Here is a 15,590-nt window from a genome sequence, read left to right as displayed (position 1 = left end):
CTGCTATCTTTCTATTCGGCACAGCGATAACACTCTACAATTACCATCAACACAATTATTTTAACGGCTTTGTGTTTTATGGGTTATCCCTTATAGCTTCACTGAGCCTTTATAAGATAGGGTATATATTTTACAAAAATAGAAAAGCTTAAAAACAAGAAATCGTCATGTAGGCGGTTTTATTATTTAGTCACTATTTAAGCATTGCATTTTGTTGGAAATTCTTCAGGGCTAGTATCTTCATTTTGATAACAACCATTTTACTCTTAATATCGGTGGCATCCTGTCCATATTTAACTTTCTTGTAATTGATTATTTTATACTCGTTTTCCTTGTCTCGAATTTCCTTCATCTTGTCGGCAAGCTCATAAAATTCAGGGGTAGCTTCTCTAACCGCATCCATCACACTATCAAGCTCTTGTGTTTTGGCGACAAGGTAGGACTGGTGAAGATCCGTCATGGTCTTTATCATGGCGGTAAGGTCACTCATGATAGGAGAACCCTTGTATTCATTGTCGCCAAGCTGGTTAGCTCTTAGATACCCCTTCTTCTGCCTGTAGACCCTACAAAGCTGGCTCACCTGCTGTTCTTTGCGGTCAAAGTGGTCGTATCTACCTTTCATTCCGCTTCTCCTTGATTCTTCAACCTGTCAGCCATTGATTGGAATTTTACCTTCACATCCTCGCTCTCTCGCCTAGCGAAAACAGGGATATCGAACAAGTCAGTTAAGCTTTCCTCTTTCGCTTCCTGGGGCTTCTGTGGCTCGTCTATCGCCTTGGTGGTAGGTTGGCCTACCCTATCCTCTTCCGTGGCTTCTACTGGCTTTAGTGTCGCCCCCTGCCTACCAGCTTCGATGTAAGGTAGGTCATCCTCTGGCTGGGGTGCTTTCTTACCACTTCCCTCATGAATACCAGACATTCCTTCATCAATAACTTTGTTGACACCAAAATGAGCTATTGAAGCGATATACTCTGCTCTCTTATCAGGGGAAGTGATTAAATTCACCTGCATGGTGTGTTTCATATACCTTTCACTGAAAATCTCGGAAAGATATTTAGGAAGGTTAATCCTCTTCTCTTTCTTGATGGTGGCAAAAATCTCTATCGCAAATATCAAGTCAAAAATAGGATGGTCTTCTTGTAGGTGGTTGGTATCCATATTCTTACGGATGTGAGACACAATCTCTTCAGCACCATTGAAAGATAGCTCCACCTTTTCCCTTACAGGGTCGTAGCTCGCACCTTTGAAGATAATCGCTTTGGCATAGTCTCTTGTTAGCAAAAGAATGTCTCGCCTTACTACTCGAAGCACATTGCTAACATTCTTGTTTCTTTTGTAGTCGTAGTCCTCAACTTTAAATCTTCTCTGGTATTCCTTCCAACAAAGCTTATTCAAACCCTGCTTCGTGATACCAAGCTTCTCCATATCCGCTTTTTGTAGCGAAGAGAGCTTAACCTTACTTTCCTTCTGCTTTTTATAGAATTCCTGAATTCCTTTCGTAACCATAACTTTCTCCTTATTGTTTATGGATATTATATCATACACTAAAATAAATATCATCTTACTGAATAGAAAACAGGATTAGTAAAATAAAAATTGCACGAAAAGTGTTAACAAAGGAAGATAATTAAAATATTACTTTAATCATTAAAACAAGCAATGTATATTGAAATTATAACTTTGGCATTTAGGGTGTTTTTAAGTTTTAAGTAAGACACAGTATCGCACTAATCCTGTGTCTTAAAAGGAAAGAAGTCGCAGTCTTCTCCTATAATTGTTGTTATCCCCTTTTTAGCAAAAGGATTTGCTACCCAAGGATGGGATTTAAAGTAAATGATTTACTTAAAAGGAATTTAAAGAAGGGGTTGCCTTCACTGGAAAAGGTGAAGGCTTTTTTATTGCCATCAACCAAAGAGATCGCCTGTATTCCTTTGATAGTCGATAAGTAAACCTTTCCTGAACTCATCCACACTTAGCTTCCCTTCTTCATTGACTTGCCAAGCTCCTAGGTTTCTCTCAATAGGCTCATTGAAAAGCGAATGCGGGGATAGCTTCTTGATACAAGCTATTAAGTCTTTCTTTTCGCTCTCATCCCTTGCTAGCAATTCAGCGATACTATCAGCATCGTTGTCATCAATACCAAAATAGCTGATATAGGTGGAAAGGCTTAGTGTCCTGCCCTGCTTGGCATAGTCATTCATAAAATGGTTGAAAGCTTTGTCAGCAATTTTATCGAAGACAATAGGGGTATACATCGCTGACTGGTGTTCGCTACCACCCTTCAATCTCAAGGTGAACAGGATTTTATTGAACAGTGGTGTGTTGTCTTCCTTGTCTATGCTGTCTTCACCAAAGGGGTTGCGGAAGAACCTACGGCCATCATCGAGCAGGTCAAGGAAGATGAAGTATTCCAGGCCAAGAAAATTGACGGCAACCTTGAGGGTGTAGAGATCACCCGAACATTCATCGGTCTGGATTAGCTCGGGCTTGGGGTGCCTTGGGCTTCCAACCACCACCGCCTCCATAATATCTAGCACATCCATATAGTCCATCACACGCCTGCCGTTGTTGTAAGCCTCTATGCTGGTCGCAGAAGGATACCATAGGCCATCACCCTATTAAGCCTCTACCGTGGCTCCTAGGGCGGTTCTAGACAGCTTGTATCTGTGCTGGTGGGTAGGTTAACCAGCCATCTTTATGGCTAGCTTGTCGTCAAAGTGGACCTGGATCTTCTCCTGCACCCTGAAGAGAGCTTCCTGTACCACTTCCTTCACCGCTGGCTCTGGTAGATCTCCGTTGTTGACTTCAATATAAAGGTTCTTCACAGCCTCGATGAAAGCCTTGTTGTCGGCTGTGAACCTGATCGTATCAAGGGATAGGTCGTAGGAGGTATCAAGGTCAGCATACAGCACCACCTCTTCACTACTCACCTTGTAGGCATCCAGTAGCACCGTGTATTCGACTGAATTGAAGTCAATGCGGGTTTTGAATACTCGCTCCATTGAAGTCTTGCCCTGCCCTTTCTTTTTGAGAATAGAACCTTCTATGATGCTCAAGCCTGAAAGCACTTGCTCAATCATCGAAGCTTTCTTCTCAACTCGGTCTAATATCAAAGTTTCGTATGTTGTTTCTGTCATTGTTTTCTCCTAGATTATTATTCTTGTTGTTGATATTATATCACACAGACATAAAAAATGATTGGCAACATCAATCGTCAAATATTCACATTCAATAACTAATTTTATCATTTAATAAGAGAACTATTTTTTAAACTGGCTCTCTGTTAAGCCCACTACATCAACCTTGAATTCCTTATCACTTTCTTTGAAGTGAATCAGTGACAGTGGTTGAGCCGTCATTGAAAGCAAAGCAGTAATGTTTGATTTTAACTTCTAAGCTATTGATAGAGTATTTCTGCTTTATAAGATAGTGTGTGCGATCACCTGACTTTGTAGTATTTAGGATAACTGGACTGTTTCTTTTTTTGATTTCAAAACTGGACATACAAACCTCTTAGACATTTGAATACATATAACCACTATGAAAGCACACTTATTTTTTTGTTTGAAAAATAGTGAAAAGTTAAATTTGAAAATGGTATTAGAAAATTTCTTATCCTAGTTGTTAGGGGGCTGCATTGATTTAATAGCCGATCTATAATTGAGACACAAACATCAAGGGAGTTAAAATATGGAACATCTTGAACAAGAACAGCTTCACCATAAAGAGATTGCTACTACCATTTTAAATCAGTTTGGTGGTCACATGGCACTCAAGTTGATTGGTGGCAAGCCTGCTATGGGTGCCAGCGATGGAAATAAAAATTCAGTCGTTTCAGTGGGCAATGAGGGAGATACGGTAGTTGATATCAAGTTTGAAGGAACAGCGAACGAAATTGAAGGTGTTCACCCTAATGTCGTGCGGATCATCTACTGCCTTAGCTCTGATACCTACCGTATGATTTTCTTCCGTGCGGTGGAGAATACGGCGGTTGTTCTCAAAGAGTTTGATGATGTCTATTGCGATATGCTCCAAAGCCTCTTTGAAGACACTACAGGGCTTTTCCTCTACTTCAAGTGATCTACCCTACCAGCCAAAAAAAATGCCTAGCTGGGGAAGCTAGGCGAATCTGACAAGGGGAGTCAGATCAGTTGGGAACTGAATGCGGGATTTTACCAAACTGCCTAGCACTATCAAGATATACAGCATAAAGACCGCTATGTCAGTGGGCTTACTCTTGTGCGAAAAGGACTACTTGCTTGTAAGATATTTCTTACATACCTAGGTTTTTATTTACTGCCTGCTTCTTCTCACCCATCTTCGCTTCTATAATCCCTTTCTCAATACCTTCTTTTAAGCCTAACTCAATATCCTCGAAATTAAAGTTCTTTGAGATAATATCAGCACCATACCCTTCAATAACCTTATTTTTAAATGCTGTGTTATCTTTGCTGTCAGTATCCAAGCTACTCATATCGACAAAATAGACACTGCTTTCATTTCCAGTGCCTTTTTCTGCTTGAAGGTTGAGTATATATTTTTCATCTTGATAGTTAACGGTAGTGATACAGTTATAACCGCCTTCATCGTTTTTGACTGTTTTAACCTTATCAACCTCAATACCAGTAATGCCAAAATATTCAGTCGCTAGTTCGTGTTCTTCATTCGTCATTCTGGGAGTAATGAAAAAAAGGCGATCATTGATAGTATTGTTGACTTGAGAAAGTATGTAATCAATCTGTTCTTGATTGAAGCTCTCTTTAAGTGTGTCGCCGTGCTGTTGTAAGAAATACTCTTTTTTAAAGTGTGATTCGTTATCACCTACGTTGTATTCTAACTCTAAGTGTTTATCTGGTTGCTGAACAGATACAGTGAAGTGAATAGATGTTGAATCAACTTCTTTTAAATAGGTTTCTCCTGTTTCTTCACAAAACACTTCAAGTCCATCTTTCCTTCCGTCAAAAAGCTCATTCCACTGCTCCATACTGAAGTCTTGAAAATCGCTTCGTATGAAGTTGTTGAAGCTCCATTCTGCTCTTTCCCTAACAGTATCTAAAATCGCTTCAGGGCTTGTTTTGGCTAGCTCTGATACCTTATTAAAGAAGTCTCTATCTTGAACTATCAAGTCTTCATTGTATGTTTTGATTTTGCCTGTATCGTTAAACTCAACTTCAAGCTTTGTGTGGTGTGTCTCGTATGGATCTTCGTGTCCTAGTTCTTCCGCTGTTTCAGAAAGCTTATTTGATAGGTATACATTTAATGTATTCTTATCAGATAGTGTATCGTCTTGAATAGTCGTTACTATCTGATACCCGCTATCTTCTAGAAAGCTTTTTAAATTTAATAATTGTTTCTCCATTTTTTTCTCCTGTTTATTGTTAGTCTATATATTATACCATTGTTAGAACATTAAGTTCCTCGTTGTTTTTTCGCTCGCAAGCGAGCTAGGTATTGAATGTGGGGATATTGGCTTTCTGTGTGGCTTTAGGAAGGCTCTGTGAGTTGTTCTAGTTCAAAGTGGTGTCACTTCCTTAACCTCAATCGTAGCTCCTATATTGCTTTTAGGCGGATAGAAAAAGCCCGCTGTGGTAGCGGGCTGGTGGTCACATCGAGAATCTTTGTCCTTTCTGCTTCTTGTGGTGCTTAGAGATCTGACTATTAAAGCCTTTCTCTATATCTCCATGAACAGCTTTCATAATTTTCTCAAGGTCTGGTCTAGTATCAGCTTGAAGCTCTAACTCTTTATGAAGCCTGTCTTCTATAATTACAGCAATACTTTCTATAAATACATTTGTGTCCCTAAACATCGAATGGGCTGTATTTGAAAAGTGGTTAGATATATCTTGAACCAACTTAAAATCAAAAGAACCATCGTTTAACGGTAGCCTTAGCTCCAAGTCACCTTTTTGAGTTCTGAATGTTGTTTTAACTGCATCCTTTGTAGCTTTATTGATTTTGATTTCAAATTCTTTTTCCACTGTATTCTCCTTATTGTTGTCAAAAAAAAACCCGCACCATCGCGGGCTTTATCTACTGCTTGGTTTACATGGACATTCCAAAGCCTTTACTTTTCCCTGAATCCGTGAAGCCGGCGCCGACACTTTCCCTATCACCGCCAGCGAGCACTTTTTGATCATTCGCCCCGTGCAAGTTGGCTTTCGCAAGCCCGTTATTGCCAAAACCCACCGTGCTGATCGGTGCTGACGGCCCGTTTTGTCATGCCTTTCCACCCGCCAGGCACGACATATCTGGCGATCGCGTGTCGCTTGGAACTGCTTGTGGATAGAGTGTCGCCGATTGACGGTCAGCATGGCGTTCCTCGTGGATAACGCAGTCGGCTCCGCAGCGTCTTGAGCACCGTCATGCGCCCGATATCCTGCCCGAAGTCGAGGATGATCTGCCGTGCCTTGTGAATCACGAGAGCCGCACGGTGCACCARCTCTTGTAGCACGGTGCGCAGCCGGCGCCGCTTGGCCGGGTGGCGAACCGGGCTCAGCTCGCCGGTCATGCCCAGCTGTCCCATCAGGCGCAGGATGTTGTAGGCCAACTGGGCGAGATGCAGGATCAGATCGTTGGTGGCGAACTTGCCGGACGGCAAGCGCTCCAGGTCGAGATCGGTCTTGATCTCGCTGTGAAACTGCTCATGGGTGGCATGCGCCTGGTAGCGYTTGATCACCGCCTCCGGCGCCTCGTCCAGGCTGGTCCACCAGCCTTCCAACTCATAGTCCGGTTCGAGCAGCAACTGGCCATCGCSATCGGCGGTGCGCTCTACCAGGCGCATCACGCGTTGGACGACGTATTCGGTCTTGTTGTCGTCGTGGATCGAGACGGTCTGCGTCCACAGCGCCTGGCGCTTGCCAGGACGCAGCTCTTCCCAGTAGTCCGCCGCCACCGCCAGCCAGGTATCTCGATCAGCCGTGGCCGAGCCGCGCGGGTTCCATTTGACGACATAGTCGAGCCGGCGCCCCTCGTCGGCAAAGACCTGGCGTTGCTGTTCGAGAAGCGCCAGGTGCGCCTGGCTGTCGAAGCCGCTGTCCTCGCGTAACAGGATCGGTTGCTTGGTCARGCATTGGGCGCGAGGCAGTACCCGCTCCAGGAAGGCGTTGCTCTCCTTCATGGTGTGCTGCTTGCCAGGCCGCAGTTCCAGACCCAGGCACCACCCTTCGTTGCCCAGATAGGCGGCGATCGGGGTGTAGCCATCGACCTTCTGGTAGGTCCGCGAGACGCCTTCCTTCTTCGAGTTGCTGTTGTCCATGACGAAGGTGTCGATGTCCAGGCAGACGTGCGTCGTCTCGGCGGTGATCGGTGCTTCGATCAGTGACAGCAGGGTCGTGGACCAGGTGGCGGTGCGCGCCTGCAGGTCGTTGGCGGCAAGTTTTTCCAGCCGCTGTCGCAGCGTCGCCGCGCTCGGCACCTTCTGCAGGGTCAGCAGTTGTTGGAAGGGCTTGTCGCGGCGGAAGTTCTCGACAGCGTCATAGTCGCTCATGCCCAGACACAGCAGGCCCAGGTAGCTCTTGATCACGTCACTGGTGCGCATGCCCAGCGTGGTGGGGAAGCGGCTGTCGATGCTGTCGACGCCAGCGATCTCGAAGCATTGCCCGATGATGGACAGCCCGGCGTGGCTRGTGAGGGTGCGGCGACTGGCGCGGAACTTTATGTTGGGCATGGCACTGTCTGGGTGAATGGCGATAATGGCTATATTGCCATGCAGGTCAGTGGGTTAGAAGTGCTTCCGGGGGCCGGTCTCACGGATTCAGGTATATATAAGGAACGTTCGATGGATCTTGCCAAGGTAGGCGACAGAGTCATATGTCAGTGTAAAGGAAGCCCACACAACATTGTCTCCGGCGCATCCGCCACTATGGTCGATGGCATACCGGTTGCCAGGATAGGAGACAAGAGCTCTTGTGGCGCAGTCATTTCATCAGGTACCAGTTGGTATTCGGTGGAGGGCTCTCCAACTGCCATTCATGGTAGTGCGACCTCATGTGGTGGCTATATCGTGGCAGCTTCTTCTGCGATAACTGGCTCACCCACCACAGGAGGCATACAGACATCCACCCATCAAGCAAGCGCAGCCGCTGATGATGCACCAAACCAGGAGGGCATCCCCTCATCTGAGCTTTCTCCTACCGAAAACAACGAAGAATCTATATACGAATTTGTCGCCGAAACAGCCGAAGTCACCATGAATCAACCCGCCTATCTACTCGTGGAGGGCGTGGGCATGAATGGCGGCTATTCATTTCGGAACAATATCGTTATTAGAGGAAATGCCCTCCATATTTCTTCGCTGGGCTGGGCTCCTTCTGCACTATCGCCAGGGTCAGGCTCCGCCGTGCTTAATATGCGTGCTGAACTCAAGGATGGCAACCAACTTATTCAGGCAGTAGTTCTTGAGAATAGTGGTATCAATGCCTGGCCAGACGACCCCCAGTATACGCCGGTAGGCCACGCCACCATCCGATTACCTGAACCACAACCTGACACAACGCTTTCGCTTCACTTCCAGGGCACTTTCATTTACCAGACAAGCTCAGGTTCAGTGACGCCAATGCCGCCAAGCACTAGCAAGATGATTTCTATCCAAGTAGTGGCAAAATGACATGATTAAAAAATTACTCCTTATTCTGCCAATTTTCCTTTTAATGTCAGCTTGCCAGGAAAGCTCGGGCAATAGCATTGATGACGAGTCTATCGATCTCCAAAGGCAAGCCAACGAAGAAGTTACCTTCGGCATAGCGGAAGAAAATAGCGAAAGACTGGACAGAGCGAAGGAACTGATCGAGCAATCACTAAATGCAGACCCCAACAACCATGCAGCGTTGATCAATAGAGCTCAGATTGCCGTATACCAACAAAACTACGAACGCGCCCTAAGCGATGTGGAAAGCGCTTACGACATTGCGCCGAGCAATGATTCACTCCCACTTTTTCGCTGCATTCTGATAGAAGAAGTGAAAGGTAATGATAGAGGCAAGGCGTGCTACTCATCTGTCGAAGAACGTTACGCCGAGCGACATAATTCTGATGGTAAAATTCCCGCCAATTGGGTAGGCGCGGCCATACTGGCTGATACTCAAGACGCACCAAGACTGGTCGAGGCATATCTTGAGCAGGCAAGGAGTAAGGGCGAGATGGAAGCTGAAATGGCCGAAATGACGATTGAAAGCCTCCAGGATGGAAGCTACGTGGACCAAGTATTGATGCGGCATAAATGAGTGTCAGCTCTACTAAACTCTTGGGCAGCGTAAGCCCCACTTAATTAGCGCTACACCCATTGGTTGAATGACCCGCCTGCTTTTTTGCCGACTGAATTAACCTACAAATCAGCTTCATGATTGATACCGTCACTAACGGGAAGATCAGGTAAGTCATGCGGGTTAACACCTTCCAAACACCCGACATTGAATCCGTATATATCGGGATTCGAGCGCGTTTGGTGGTGCGTGTAGATGCCACAGTTTGAACAGAAGTAGTGTTTTGCGACTCCCGAATTGAACTGATAAAGCCTTAACTGCTCAGCGCCATTGATAACACGAAGACCACCCAATGGCACATAGGCCATCACCGCGCCTTTGCGCCTGCACATCGAGCAATTACACCTTTTGGGGTCGACAAGGCCATCAGGCAGATCGAGCTCAAGCACCACCATGCCGCAGTGGCACGTCGCCCTATGTTGGGGCTGGATTTCTACACCGCCGACTTGTTTGAGCATTGCCCTCTCACATTTGTAGTGGCATGAAAGCCGCTACCAGTGCATGTCCAGCTCAGGCAGCGGCCAAAAGTGTCCCTACTGAGCATCGCGGTTTAAATTCCGCTCGGATGGAATGTCACTCAGGTATTCGACAAACTCTACTTCAAAACCCGCCGGATCGACAAAATAGACATTCTTGCGAAACGGCTCTGGGGCGCCGGGTTTGGCAACGTCATAACCGGCTTCATTTAATCGAGTGACAACGGCGTCGAGGTTATCGGTCACATAGGCAAAATGGGCCAGCCCAACGCTGTGGCCTTTTAGATCACGGTTCTCCTCTTCCCCATGATCGCTTAGCGCCAGGTAGTGATCATCGTCTCCAAAGTGGATCCATTTGCGTGGCTTGCCATACCACTCGCCATGACCCTCATCGCGTATCCGCCAGTGCGGGAAGACGGCGCGGTAAAATTTCAGCATGGCATCCATATCAGCAACCACCAGATTAACGTGTTCCAAGTACATGAGATTCTCCTTGCGTTAAGTGAGATGGCAGGATAAAACCTCAACTTAACTTGAGGTAAAGCGATTTTTGCCGAAAAATGGCAAAAAAAATTTAGGTGATAGTCATGGCAGAAACTGTCTGGAGTGTCGGCAAGGTTGCCAAGCGTTGCGGGATTAACGTCAGCACCCTGCACTTTTACGAGCAACAGGGGCTAATTCATAGCTGGCGCAATGCGGGCAATCAACGCCGCTATAAACCAGAAGTGCTGAGGCGGATTTCGGTGATCAAAGCCGCGCAGAAAGTCGGTGTCAGCCTGGAAGAGATAAAGCAGGCCTTTGAATCTTTACCCAATAACCGCACACCGACGGTTGAAGACTGGCAGCAGCTCTCAAAAAACTGGCAGCAGATGCTTGATGGTCGGATTGCCTACCTACAGAAGCTGCGCGATAACCTGGCGGGCTGCATCGGCTGTGGCTGCCTGAGCATGACCCGTTGCCCGCTCTATAACCCAGACGACATACTGGCCGAATCGGGTAGCGGCCCGGTGCTTCTGGATCAGGCTGAGCAGCGGGCTCGGGTGGATCAATAGACCGATCAACGTGCATAACTCGGCCTTGTGCTGATTAATGTCAGAATCGTGACGCCAAAGATGGCCTCTAACGCCGCAAGCAGGGGGTTAGGTCACAACACTATGACGCAGATTGGATAATTCGAGAAACGAACGGCGGCTCTCGCGCTATACTGCACCACTTTTTATTTTCGACACCCCTCACGACTATCTGTCAGAGCGCCTTATGTCATTTGCAAAACTAGGATTATCCAGTCCTCTTGTTCAAGCGATTACCGAGCTCGGTTACAAAACGCCAACGCCCATCCAAGAACAAGCCATTCCTGCCATTCTTTCGGGTAACGACTTGATCGCCACCGCACAAACCGGCACAGGCAAAACCGCTGCTTTTGTGCTGCCGCTTCTGGAACGCTTCAGTAACGCGGAAACCTTGCACGGCAAACGCATACGTGCGCTGATCCTGGTACCAACCCGCGAGCTGGCGGTTCAGGTCGAAGCCAGTGTGGCGCAATACGCTAAACACACGCCCTTAACCTCGATGGCCGCGTATGGCGGGGTGGATACCGCACCGCAAAAGGAGCGCCTAATCGAAGGCGTGGATATTCTGGTTGCCACGCCGGGCAGACTGCTTGATTTAGCGCATCAGCGTGCGCTGCACTTTGATGAACTTGAAGCCATGGTATTGGACGAAGCAGACAGAATGGTGGACATGGGTTTTGTCGATGATATTCACAAAGTCATCGTGCGCCTGCCTGAAAACCGTCAGAACCTGCTGTTCACGGCCACCATGACCAATGACGTTCGCGCCATCGCCAATGCGTTTTCAGATAGCAAGATGACCAACCTGGCGGCTGACATCTCGATTACGCCCAATGTCCGCGCCGCCACCACGATCAAACAGTGGCTGATCACAGTAGACAAAGACACCAAGTCCGCCCTATTGAGCCATTTGATCAATGAGCAAGCGTGGGATCAGGCGCTTATTTTTGTCGAGAAAAAACACAGTGCGGCCAAGCTGGTTGCCCAACTGGAAAAACGCGGTATTACAGCAGATTCCATTCATGGCGGCAGAAGCCAGGCCATGCGTGAGAAGGTGTTGGATCAGTTCAAAGCGGGCGAACTGAAGTACCTGGTAGCCACCGGGGTGGCCGCTCGAGGGTTGGATATTGGTGAACTGAGCCGTGTGGTGAATTACGATTTACCTTTCCAGCCCGAAGAGTACATCCACCGCATTGGCCGCACCGGCCGTGCAGGTGCCTCCGGTGAAGCCATCTCGCTGGTCGACATCAGCGACTTTAAAAATCTGTGTGCGATTGAAAAGCGGCTGAAAAACACGATTGAGCGCAAAGAAGTTGAGGGCTTTCCGGTTAAAAAAGCCGTACCCGCCTCTAACTTGGACCATGTCAAAAAAAGAAGTCGTTAAGCTTTAACAAAGAAGCTCACCTCTTGTACGCATATATAGGTGAGCTTCACTTCTACTCAGCGGGCGAGAAAGCATCCAACAGCTCGGCATTCGTAGGGTATTTCTCCAACAGCGCAAGCAGCTTCTGCGCGCCTTCTATTGGCTTAAGATGCGTTAGCGCTCTGCGCAGTGTGCGTACTTTCTCAATATCTCTTTCATCAATCAAAAGCTCTTCTCGCCGGGTACCGCTTTTGGCAATATCGATCGCCGGGAAGATCCGTTGGTTGGCCACGTCGCGGGATAACACCAGCTCCATATTGCCCGTGCCCTTGAACTCCTCGAAAATCACCTGATCCATACGGCTTCCCGTATCCACTAGCACGGTAGCCAGTATGGTGAGCGATCCGCCGTTCTCGATCTTTCTTGCAGCGCCAAACAGTTTTCGCGGTATTTCCATCGCTCGGCTATCCAGCCCACCCGACATCGTACGACCATTGCCCCGCTGCTCCGAATTGTGAACGCGCGAAAGTCTGGTCAGCGAATCGATCACGATCATCACATCATGCCCCTCGCCTGCTTGTTTACGCGCCGTCTCAAGAAGCTTATCGGCCATATTTACGTGATGTGTGTAGGTTTCGTCTGACGATGATGCATGCACTTCTGCCGACACGCTGCGCTTAAAATCGGTCACTTCTTCAGGGCGCTCATCAATCAGCAAGGCATACAGCTTTATATCAGGATGAGCCTCAGCCACGGCCTGACAGATATGTTTTAACATCGTCGTTTTGCCAGAGCCTGGCGGCGCCACAATCAACCCCCGTTGCCCCATCCCGATGGGCGTAATCAAATCCATCGCCCGCACCGTACGCTGATTAGAGCCAGGCGCTAAAACAATGCGTGGGGAAGGATGAATAGCGACGCCATTTAAAAAACGTTTTTCGGGATCATTGGGGAATGGATCCTCAACTTCGTCGGCGGGCTTGGCATCTACCTGCTTTTTTGTTTTCAATCCTAGTGTTTTTCTGGTCATAATATTGATGAATCGCCTTAAATAGCCTGGGTTGGTAAAACACTGAGTTTGTAGAATAGCTGCATCATAGACAGCCGACTGATCGCGCCGTTGCGATACTTGGGATAGAAGACAAACAAGTCGTGCTTGAGCTTAACCAGGTAATGTACGGCTTGCTCAAAGGTGCCTGGCTGGAGCTGATCTTGGTAGTTGATCACCGCAATGGCGCTCTGATCGTAGTTATAAGCCTTGAAGTGCGGCATGCTGATCATTCCTCGTCTGTTCTCTCGATCCTACCAAAACTTAGGGGTCAGCGGTTTTTTCTACAGGCTCAACGCCACTCAGCACGCGCGGTTACGGAATGAAGGCGAAGCCGCAATGTAGTAGCCGTCGCCATGACTGGCCTTGTTATATGTTAAGAGCAAAACCCAGAACCAAAAAATCTGATGTAGGCCTTTCGAATTCACAGCGGCTGAGTGGAGCCAAATTATTCGCTCACCTAGATTACTATTTTCATTCCAATTTAAATATATTCGACTTTCGAATACCCGGGCCTGTCGGGGTCATCGACGAAAACATAAACTCTCTTCGCTTTGTAAGCTTTTTCGATTTCTTGCTTTAAGCTATCATGGTTTTCGGGTATCTTGCTTATTAATTCTTCGAGGTTCTCAGCAAATGCTTTGTTAATGCTATCTGATTCGTTTAAAATTTCAGCCAAATCCCTTAATGTGTATTTTGGATCTCTCCCCAGGTCAATCTGCATTATTGCAGTTTCAATACATTGCCCAAGCGCATTAGCTTTCACTCCTTTAAGATCCCAAACATATCCTGACATTCTTCCTAGGTCGACTTTTATATCCTTAATATCTAACATTACGTTTTCTTTCAGCGTTTGATTTTCTTTATTTAAAGATTCGATTTTAGCGTCTAAGTATTTTTCTAAGCCTTTTTGTTTTTCAGAAATTGCATCCAAGCCTTCTGTAGCAACCCGCATTAACTCTTCTCTCGTCGCCCTCTCATTATCTCTAGTTATCGAGTATATGTCGCCAACAACATCAGACTTAAGTGAAATAAACTTCTCATCTATATCGCTTCTAATTGACCCTATTTCTTCCTTATTTATTCTGTAATTGAAAAATATTTGACTACCAAATATCGCTAAAATAAAGGTTGCAACAATACCAATGGCCCAATGCATGGTTGAAATAATTCTTTCATTTGCGGAAGCCGAATTTTCATATAAAAGCTTGTACATATCAATTTTATCAAGCTGATTATGTGAAGAGGTGTCACTCATTTCGAAATTGGAAGTTCTAATGGCTGAACTTGCCTCCTCTTCTTCATGTGTGTTGGCGATAGCTGTAGCACCAATCAGTAATAAGATTAATGTTGTTAAAAATGTTTTCATTAAATCCTCTTTAAACGTCTTACTGACAAATATACTAGACATATAACGCCGCATTCAGCGGCTCGTCCGCTGCAATACTTTGTTAGGCGAACGAAAATATGACTGATTGCCTAAAAGCCATTTTGAATCAACTGTCCGGCCAACAAGTTTTTCAATAAAGCTAGATTCAGAACTTGCGTTCAGAAAAGACAGACCACGCTTTATCTCAGTACCTTCGATATAGACATATATATTTTCGTAAAGATAATCACACCCCATCAAACACACCGGCATTACAATATATGGGTCTAATCGTTCTGCATCATTACAATCTGATCTCGGCTTTTTATGTGCGGCGACTAAAGTATTTACGCTGAACTCTAACCCGCAAACAGCGCAATTTTCATGCGTTTTACCTTTAAATAGCCACTCTTGTAATATGCGCTGTTCTCTTCTTGCTATTTTTTCTATTGTTTCATCCGTCCCGGCTTCTAGAAGCTTTCTTAGTCTACGAAGATAAATTTCATAGGTATCAATACCTAAATCATCATCCTGTGCGGCAGCTCTATGACCAACAAGACTGTATACATAATGCCTTCGGCCTTTAGTCTTATCTACACATACTAACGGTGAAAAATTTGTAGTTTTTAGTATGTGTGGTCTTCCATAACCTTTATTAGATAAGTATTTATCAAGTTCAGGAAATGATGCGCTTTGACCTTGGTTGAAAAAAGACATCAAATCCTCTTCTATTTCATTAAGCTTTGTGGTTTCGCCTATGAATTTTAACCCATGATCAGTGTTAACCATGTATACAGAACTTCTTAAGTATTCCTCGATAATTTCTGTAGGCGGGTACGAATACTTATAGCTCCTGCCATCTAGCCCGGATTTCTCACAGGGTATAAAAGAAAGCGGCTGAAAGTGCTATGATTTCAAGAACCTAACCAATCCATCAAGCACCAACAGCCGCTTCCAAAATGGTACCTGAAAAACTGACCTTCTCGCCACTCTCACGCCGCCAA

The 15,590-nt window shown here is 46.1% G+C and carries 18 protein-coding genes; 5 read left to right on the top strand and 13 right to left on the bottom strand.

What is annotated here, in order from left to right; all coding sequences use genetic code 11:
* Positions 1–193: 193 nt before the first annotated feature.
* From B7L15_RS13740 to B7L15_RS13725, 4 genes are all read right to left on the bottom strand, one after another.
* Positions 194–622: a hypothetical protein gene (locus B7L15_RS13740; protein WP_085919523.1), complete on the bottom strand. Its 429-nt coding sequence runs from the start codon at positions 620–622 to the stop codon at positions 194–196.
* A complete protein-coding gene (locus tag B7L15_RS13735; protein ID WP_085919522.1) occupies positions 619–1,506 on the bottom strand; it encodes a hypothetical protein in 888 nt (295 codons plus the stop codon). The genes B7L15_RS13740 and B7L15_RS13735 overlap by 4 nt, the downstream gene beginning before the upstream one ends.
* 398 nt (positions 1,507–1,904) lie before the next feature.
* A complete protein-coding gene (locus B7L15_RS13730) occupies positions 1,905–2,552 on the bottom strand; it encodes a hypothetical protein (protein WP_085919521.1) in 648 nt (215 codons plus the stop codon).
* A 129-nt stretch (positions 2,553–2,681) separates the two neighbouring features.
* Entirely contained in the window at positions 2,682–3,137 is a 456-nt protein-coding gene (locus B7L15_RS13725; RefSeq protein ID WP_085919520.1) for a hypothetical protein, read from the bottom strand.
* A gap of 553 nt (positions 3,138–3,690) precedes the next feature.
* Here B7L15_RS13725 and B7L15_RS13720 point away from each other — a divergent pair.
* Positions 3,691–4,080, top strand: a complete 390-nt coding sequence (locus B7L15_RS13720) for a hypothetical protein (protein ID WP_085919519.1) — start codon at positions 3,691–3,693, stop codon at positions 4,078–4,080.
* A gap of 193 nt (positions 4,081–4,273) precedes the next feature.
* On the opposite strand, the gene B7L15_RS13715 is transcribed toward B7L15_RS13720, so the two are convergent.
* The 3 genes from B7L15_RS13715 to B7L15_RS13705 all read right to left on the bottom strand — a co-directional run bounded on the left by B7L15_RS13715 (position 4,274) and on the right by B7L15_RS13705 (position 7,666).
* On the bottom strand, positions 4,274–5,359 hold the full coding sequence (locus B7L15_RS13715; RefSeq protein WP_085919518.1) for a hypothetical protein: 1,086 nt from the start codon (positions 5,357–5,359) through the stop codon (positions 4,274–4,276).
* Between the two features lie 244 nt (positions 5,360–5,603).
* Positions 5,604–5,978: a hypothetical protein gene (locus B7L15_RS13710; protein ID WP_085919517.1), complete on the bottom strand. Its 375-nt coding sequence runs from the start codon at positions 5,976–5,978 to the stop codon at positions 5,604–5,606.
* 326 nt (positions 5,979–6,304) lie between these two features.
* The gene (locus tag B7L15_RS13705) at positions 6,305–7,666 is read right to left on the bottom strand and encodes an IS1380 family transposase (RefSeq protein ID WP_085918935.1); all 1,362 of its coding nucleotides are present in this window, start codon (positions 7,664–7,666) and stop codon (positions 6,305–6,307) included.
* Positions 7,667–7,777: 111 nt separating this feature from the next.
* Between B7L15_RS13705 and B7L15_RS13700 the strand changes: the two genes are divergently transcribed.
* Complete coding sequence (locus tag B7L15_RS13700) at positions 7,778–8,605, top strand: PAAR domain-containing protein (RefSeq protein WP_085919636.1); 828 nt, start codon at positions 7,778–7,780, stop codon at positions 8,603–8,605.
* Between the two features lies 1 nt (position 8,606).
* Positions 8,607–9,221 carry a tetratricopeptide repeat protein gene (locus B7L15_RS13695; RefSeq protein ID WP_066319127.1) on the top strand — a complete coding sequence of 205 codons (615 nt, stop codon included), beginning with the start codon at positions 8,607–8,609 and terminating at the stop codon, positions 9,219–9,221.
* A gap of 101 nt (positions 9,222–9,322) precedes the next feature.
* On the opposite strand, the gene B7L15_RS13690 is transcribed toward B7L15_RS13695, so the two are convergent.
* Together B7L15_RS13690 and B7L15_RS13685 are read right to left on the bottom strand one after the other, a co-directional pair.
* A complete protein-coding gene (locus B7L15_RS13690; protein ID WP_085919516.1) occupies positions 9,323–9,718 on the bottom strand; it encodes a GFA family protein in 396 nt (131 codons plus the stop codon).
* Between the two features lie 75 nt (positions 9,719–9,793).
* On the bottom strand, positions 9,794–10,219 hold the full coding sequence (locus B7L15_RS13685; protein WP_085919515.1) for a VOC family protein: 426 nt from the start codon (positions 10,217–10,219) through the stop codon (positions 9,794–9,796).
* A 104-nt stretch (positions 10,220–10,323) separates the two neighbouring features.
* On the opposite strand from B7L15_RS13685, the gene soxR reads away from it, so the two are divergent.
* A complete protein-coding gene (gene soxR / locus B7L15_RS13680) occupies positions 10,324–10,788 on the top strand; it encodes a redox-sensitive transcriptional activator SoxR (RefSeq protein WP_085919514.1) in 465 nt (154 codons plus the stop codon).
* A gap of 205 nt (positions 10,789–10,993) precedes the next feature.
* The gene (locus B7L15_RS13675; RefSeq protein ID WP_085919513.1) at positions 10,994–12,190 is read left to right on the top strand and encodes a DEAD/DEAH box helicase; all 1,197 of its coding nucleotides are present in this window, start codon (positions 10,994–10,996) and stop codon (positions 12,188–12,190) included.
* A 52-nt stretch (positions 12,191–12,242) separates the two neighbouring features.
* On the opposite strand, the gene rho is transcribed toward B7L15_RS13675, so the two are convergent.
* From rho to B7L15_RS13655, 4 genes are all read right to left on the bottom strand, one after another.
* Entirely contained in the window at positions 12,243–13,199 is a 957-nt protein-coding gene (rho, locus tag B7L15_RS13670; RefSeq protein WP_085919512.1) for a transcription termination factor Rho, read from the bottom strand.
* Between the two features lie 17 nt (positions 13,200–13,216).
* The gene (locus B7L15_RS13665) at positions 13,217–13,441 is read right to left on the bottom strand and encodes a transposase (protein WP_254902948.1); all 225 of its coding nucleotides are present in this window, start codon (positions 13,439–13,441) and stop codon (positions 13,217–13,219) included.
* A gap of 260 nt (positions 13,442–13,701) precedes the next feature.
* Entirely contained in the window at positions 13,702–14,586 is an 885-nt protein-coding gene (locus tag B7L15_RS13660) for a hypothetical protein (protein WP_139839377.1), read from the bottom strand.
* A 54-nt stretch (positions 14,587–14,640) separates the two neighbouring features.
* Positions 14,641–15,375 carry a hypothetical protein gene (locus B7L15_RS13655; RefSeq protein ID WP_176243694.1) on the bottom strand — a complete coding sequence of 245 codons (735 nt, stop codon included), beginning with the start codon at positions 15,373–15,375 and terminating at the stop codon, positions 14,641–14,643.
* Between the last annotated feature and the right edge of the window lie 215 nt (positions 15,376–15,590).

It is taken from the genome of Halomonas sp. CSM-2, from assembly GCF_002119345.1.
Taxonomy (GTDB): domain Bacteria; phylum Pseudomonadota; class Gammaproteobacteria; order Pseudomonadales; family Halomonadaceae; genus Vreelandella; species Vreelandella janggokensis.
The sequence above is the reverse complement of the archived record's forward strand: the minus strand, read 5'-3'. Positions and strand labels throughout refer to the sequence as shown.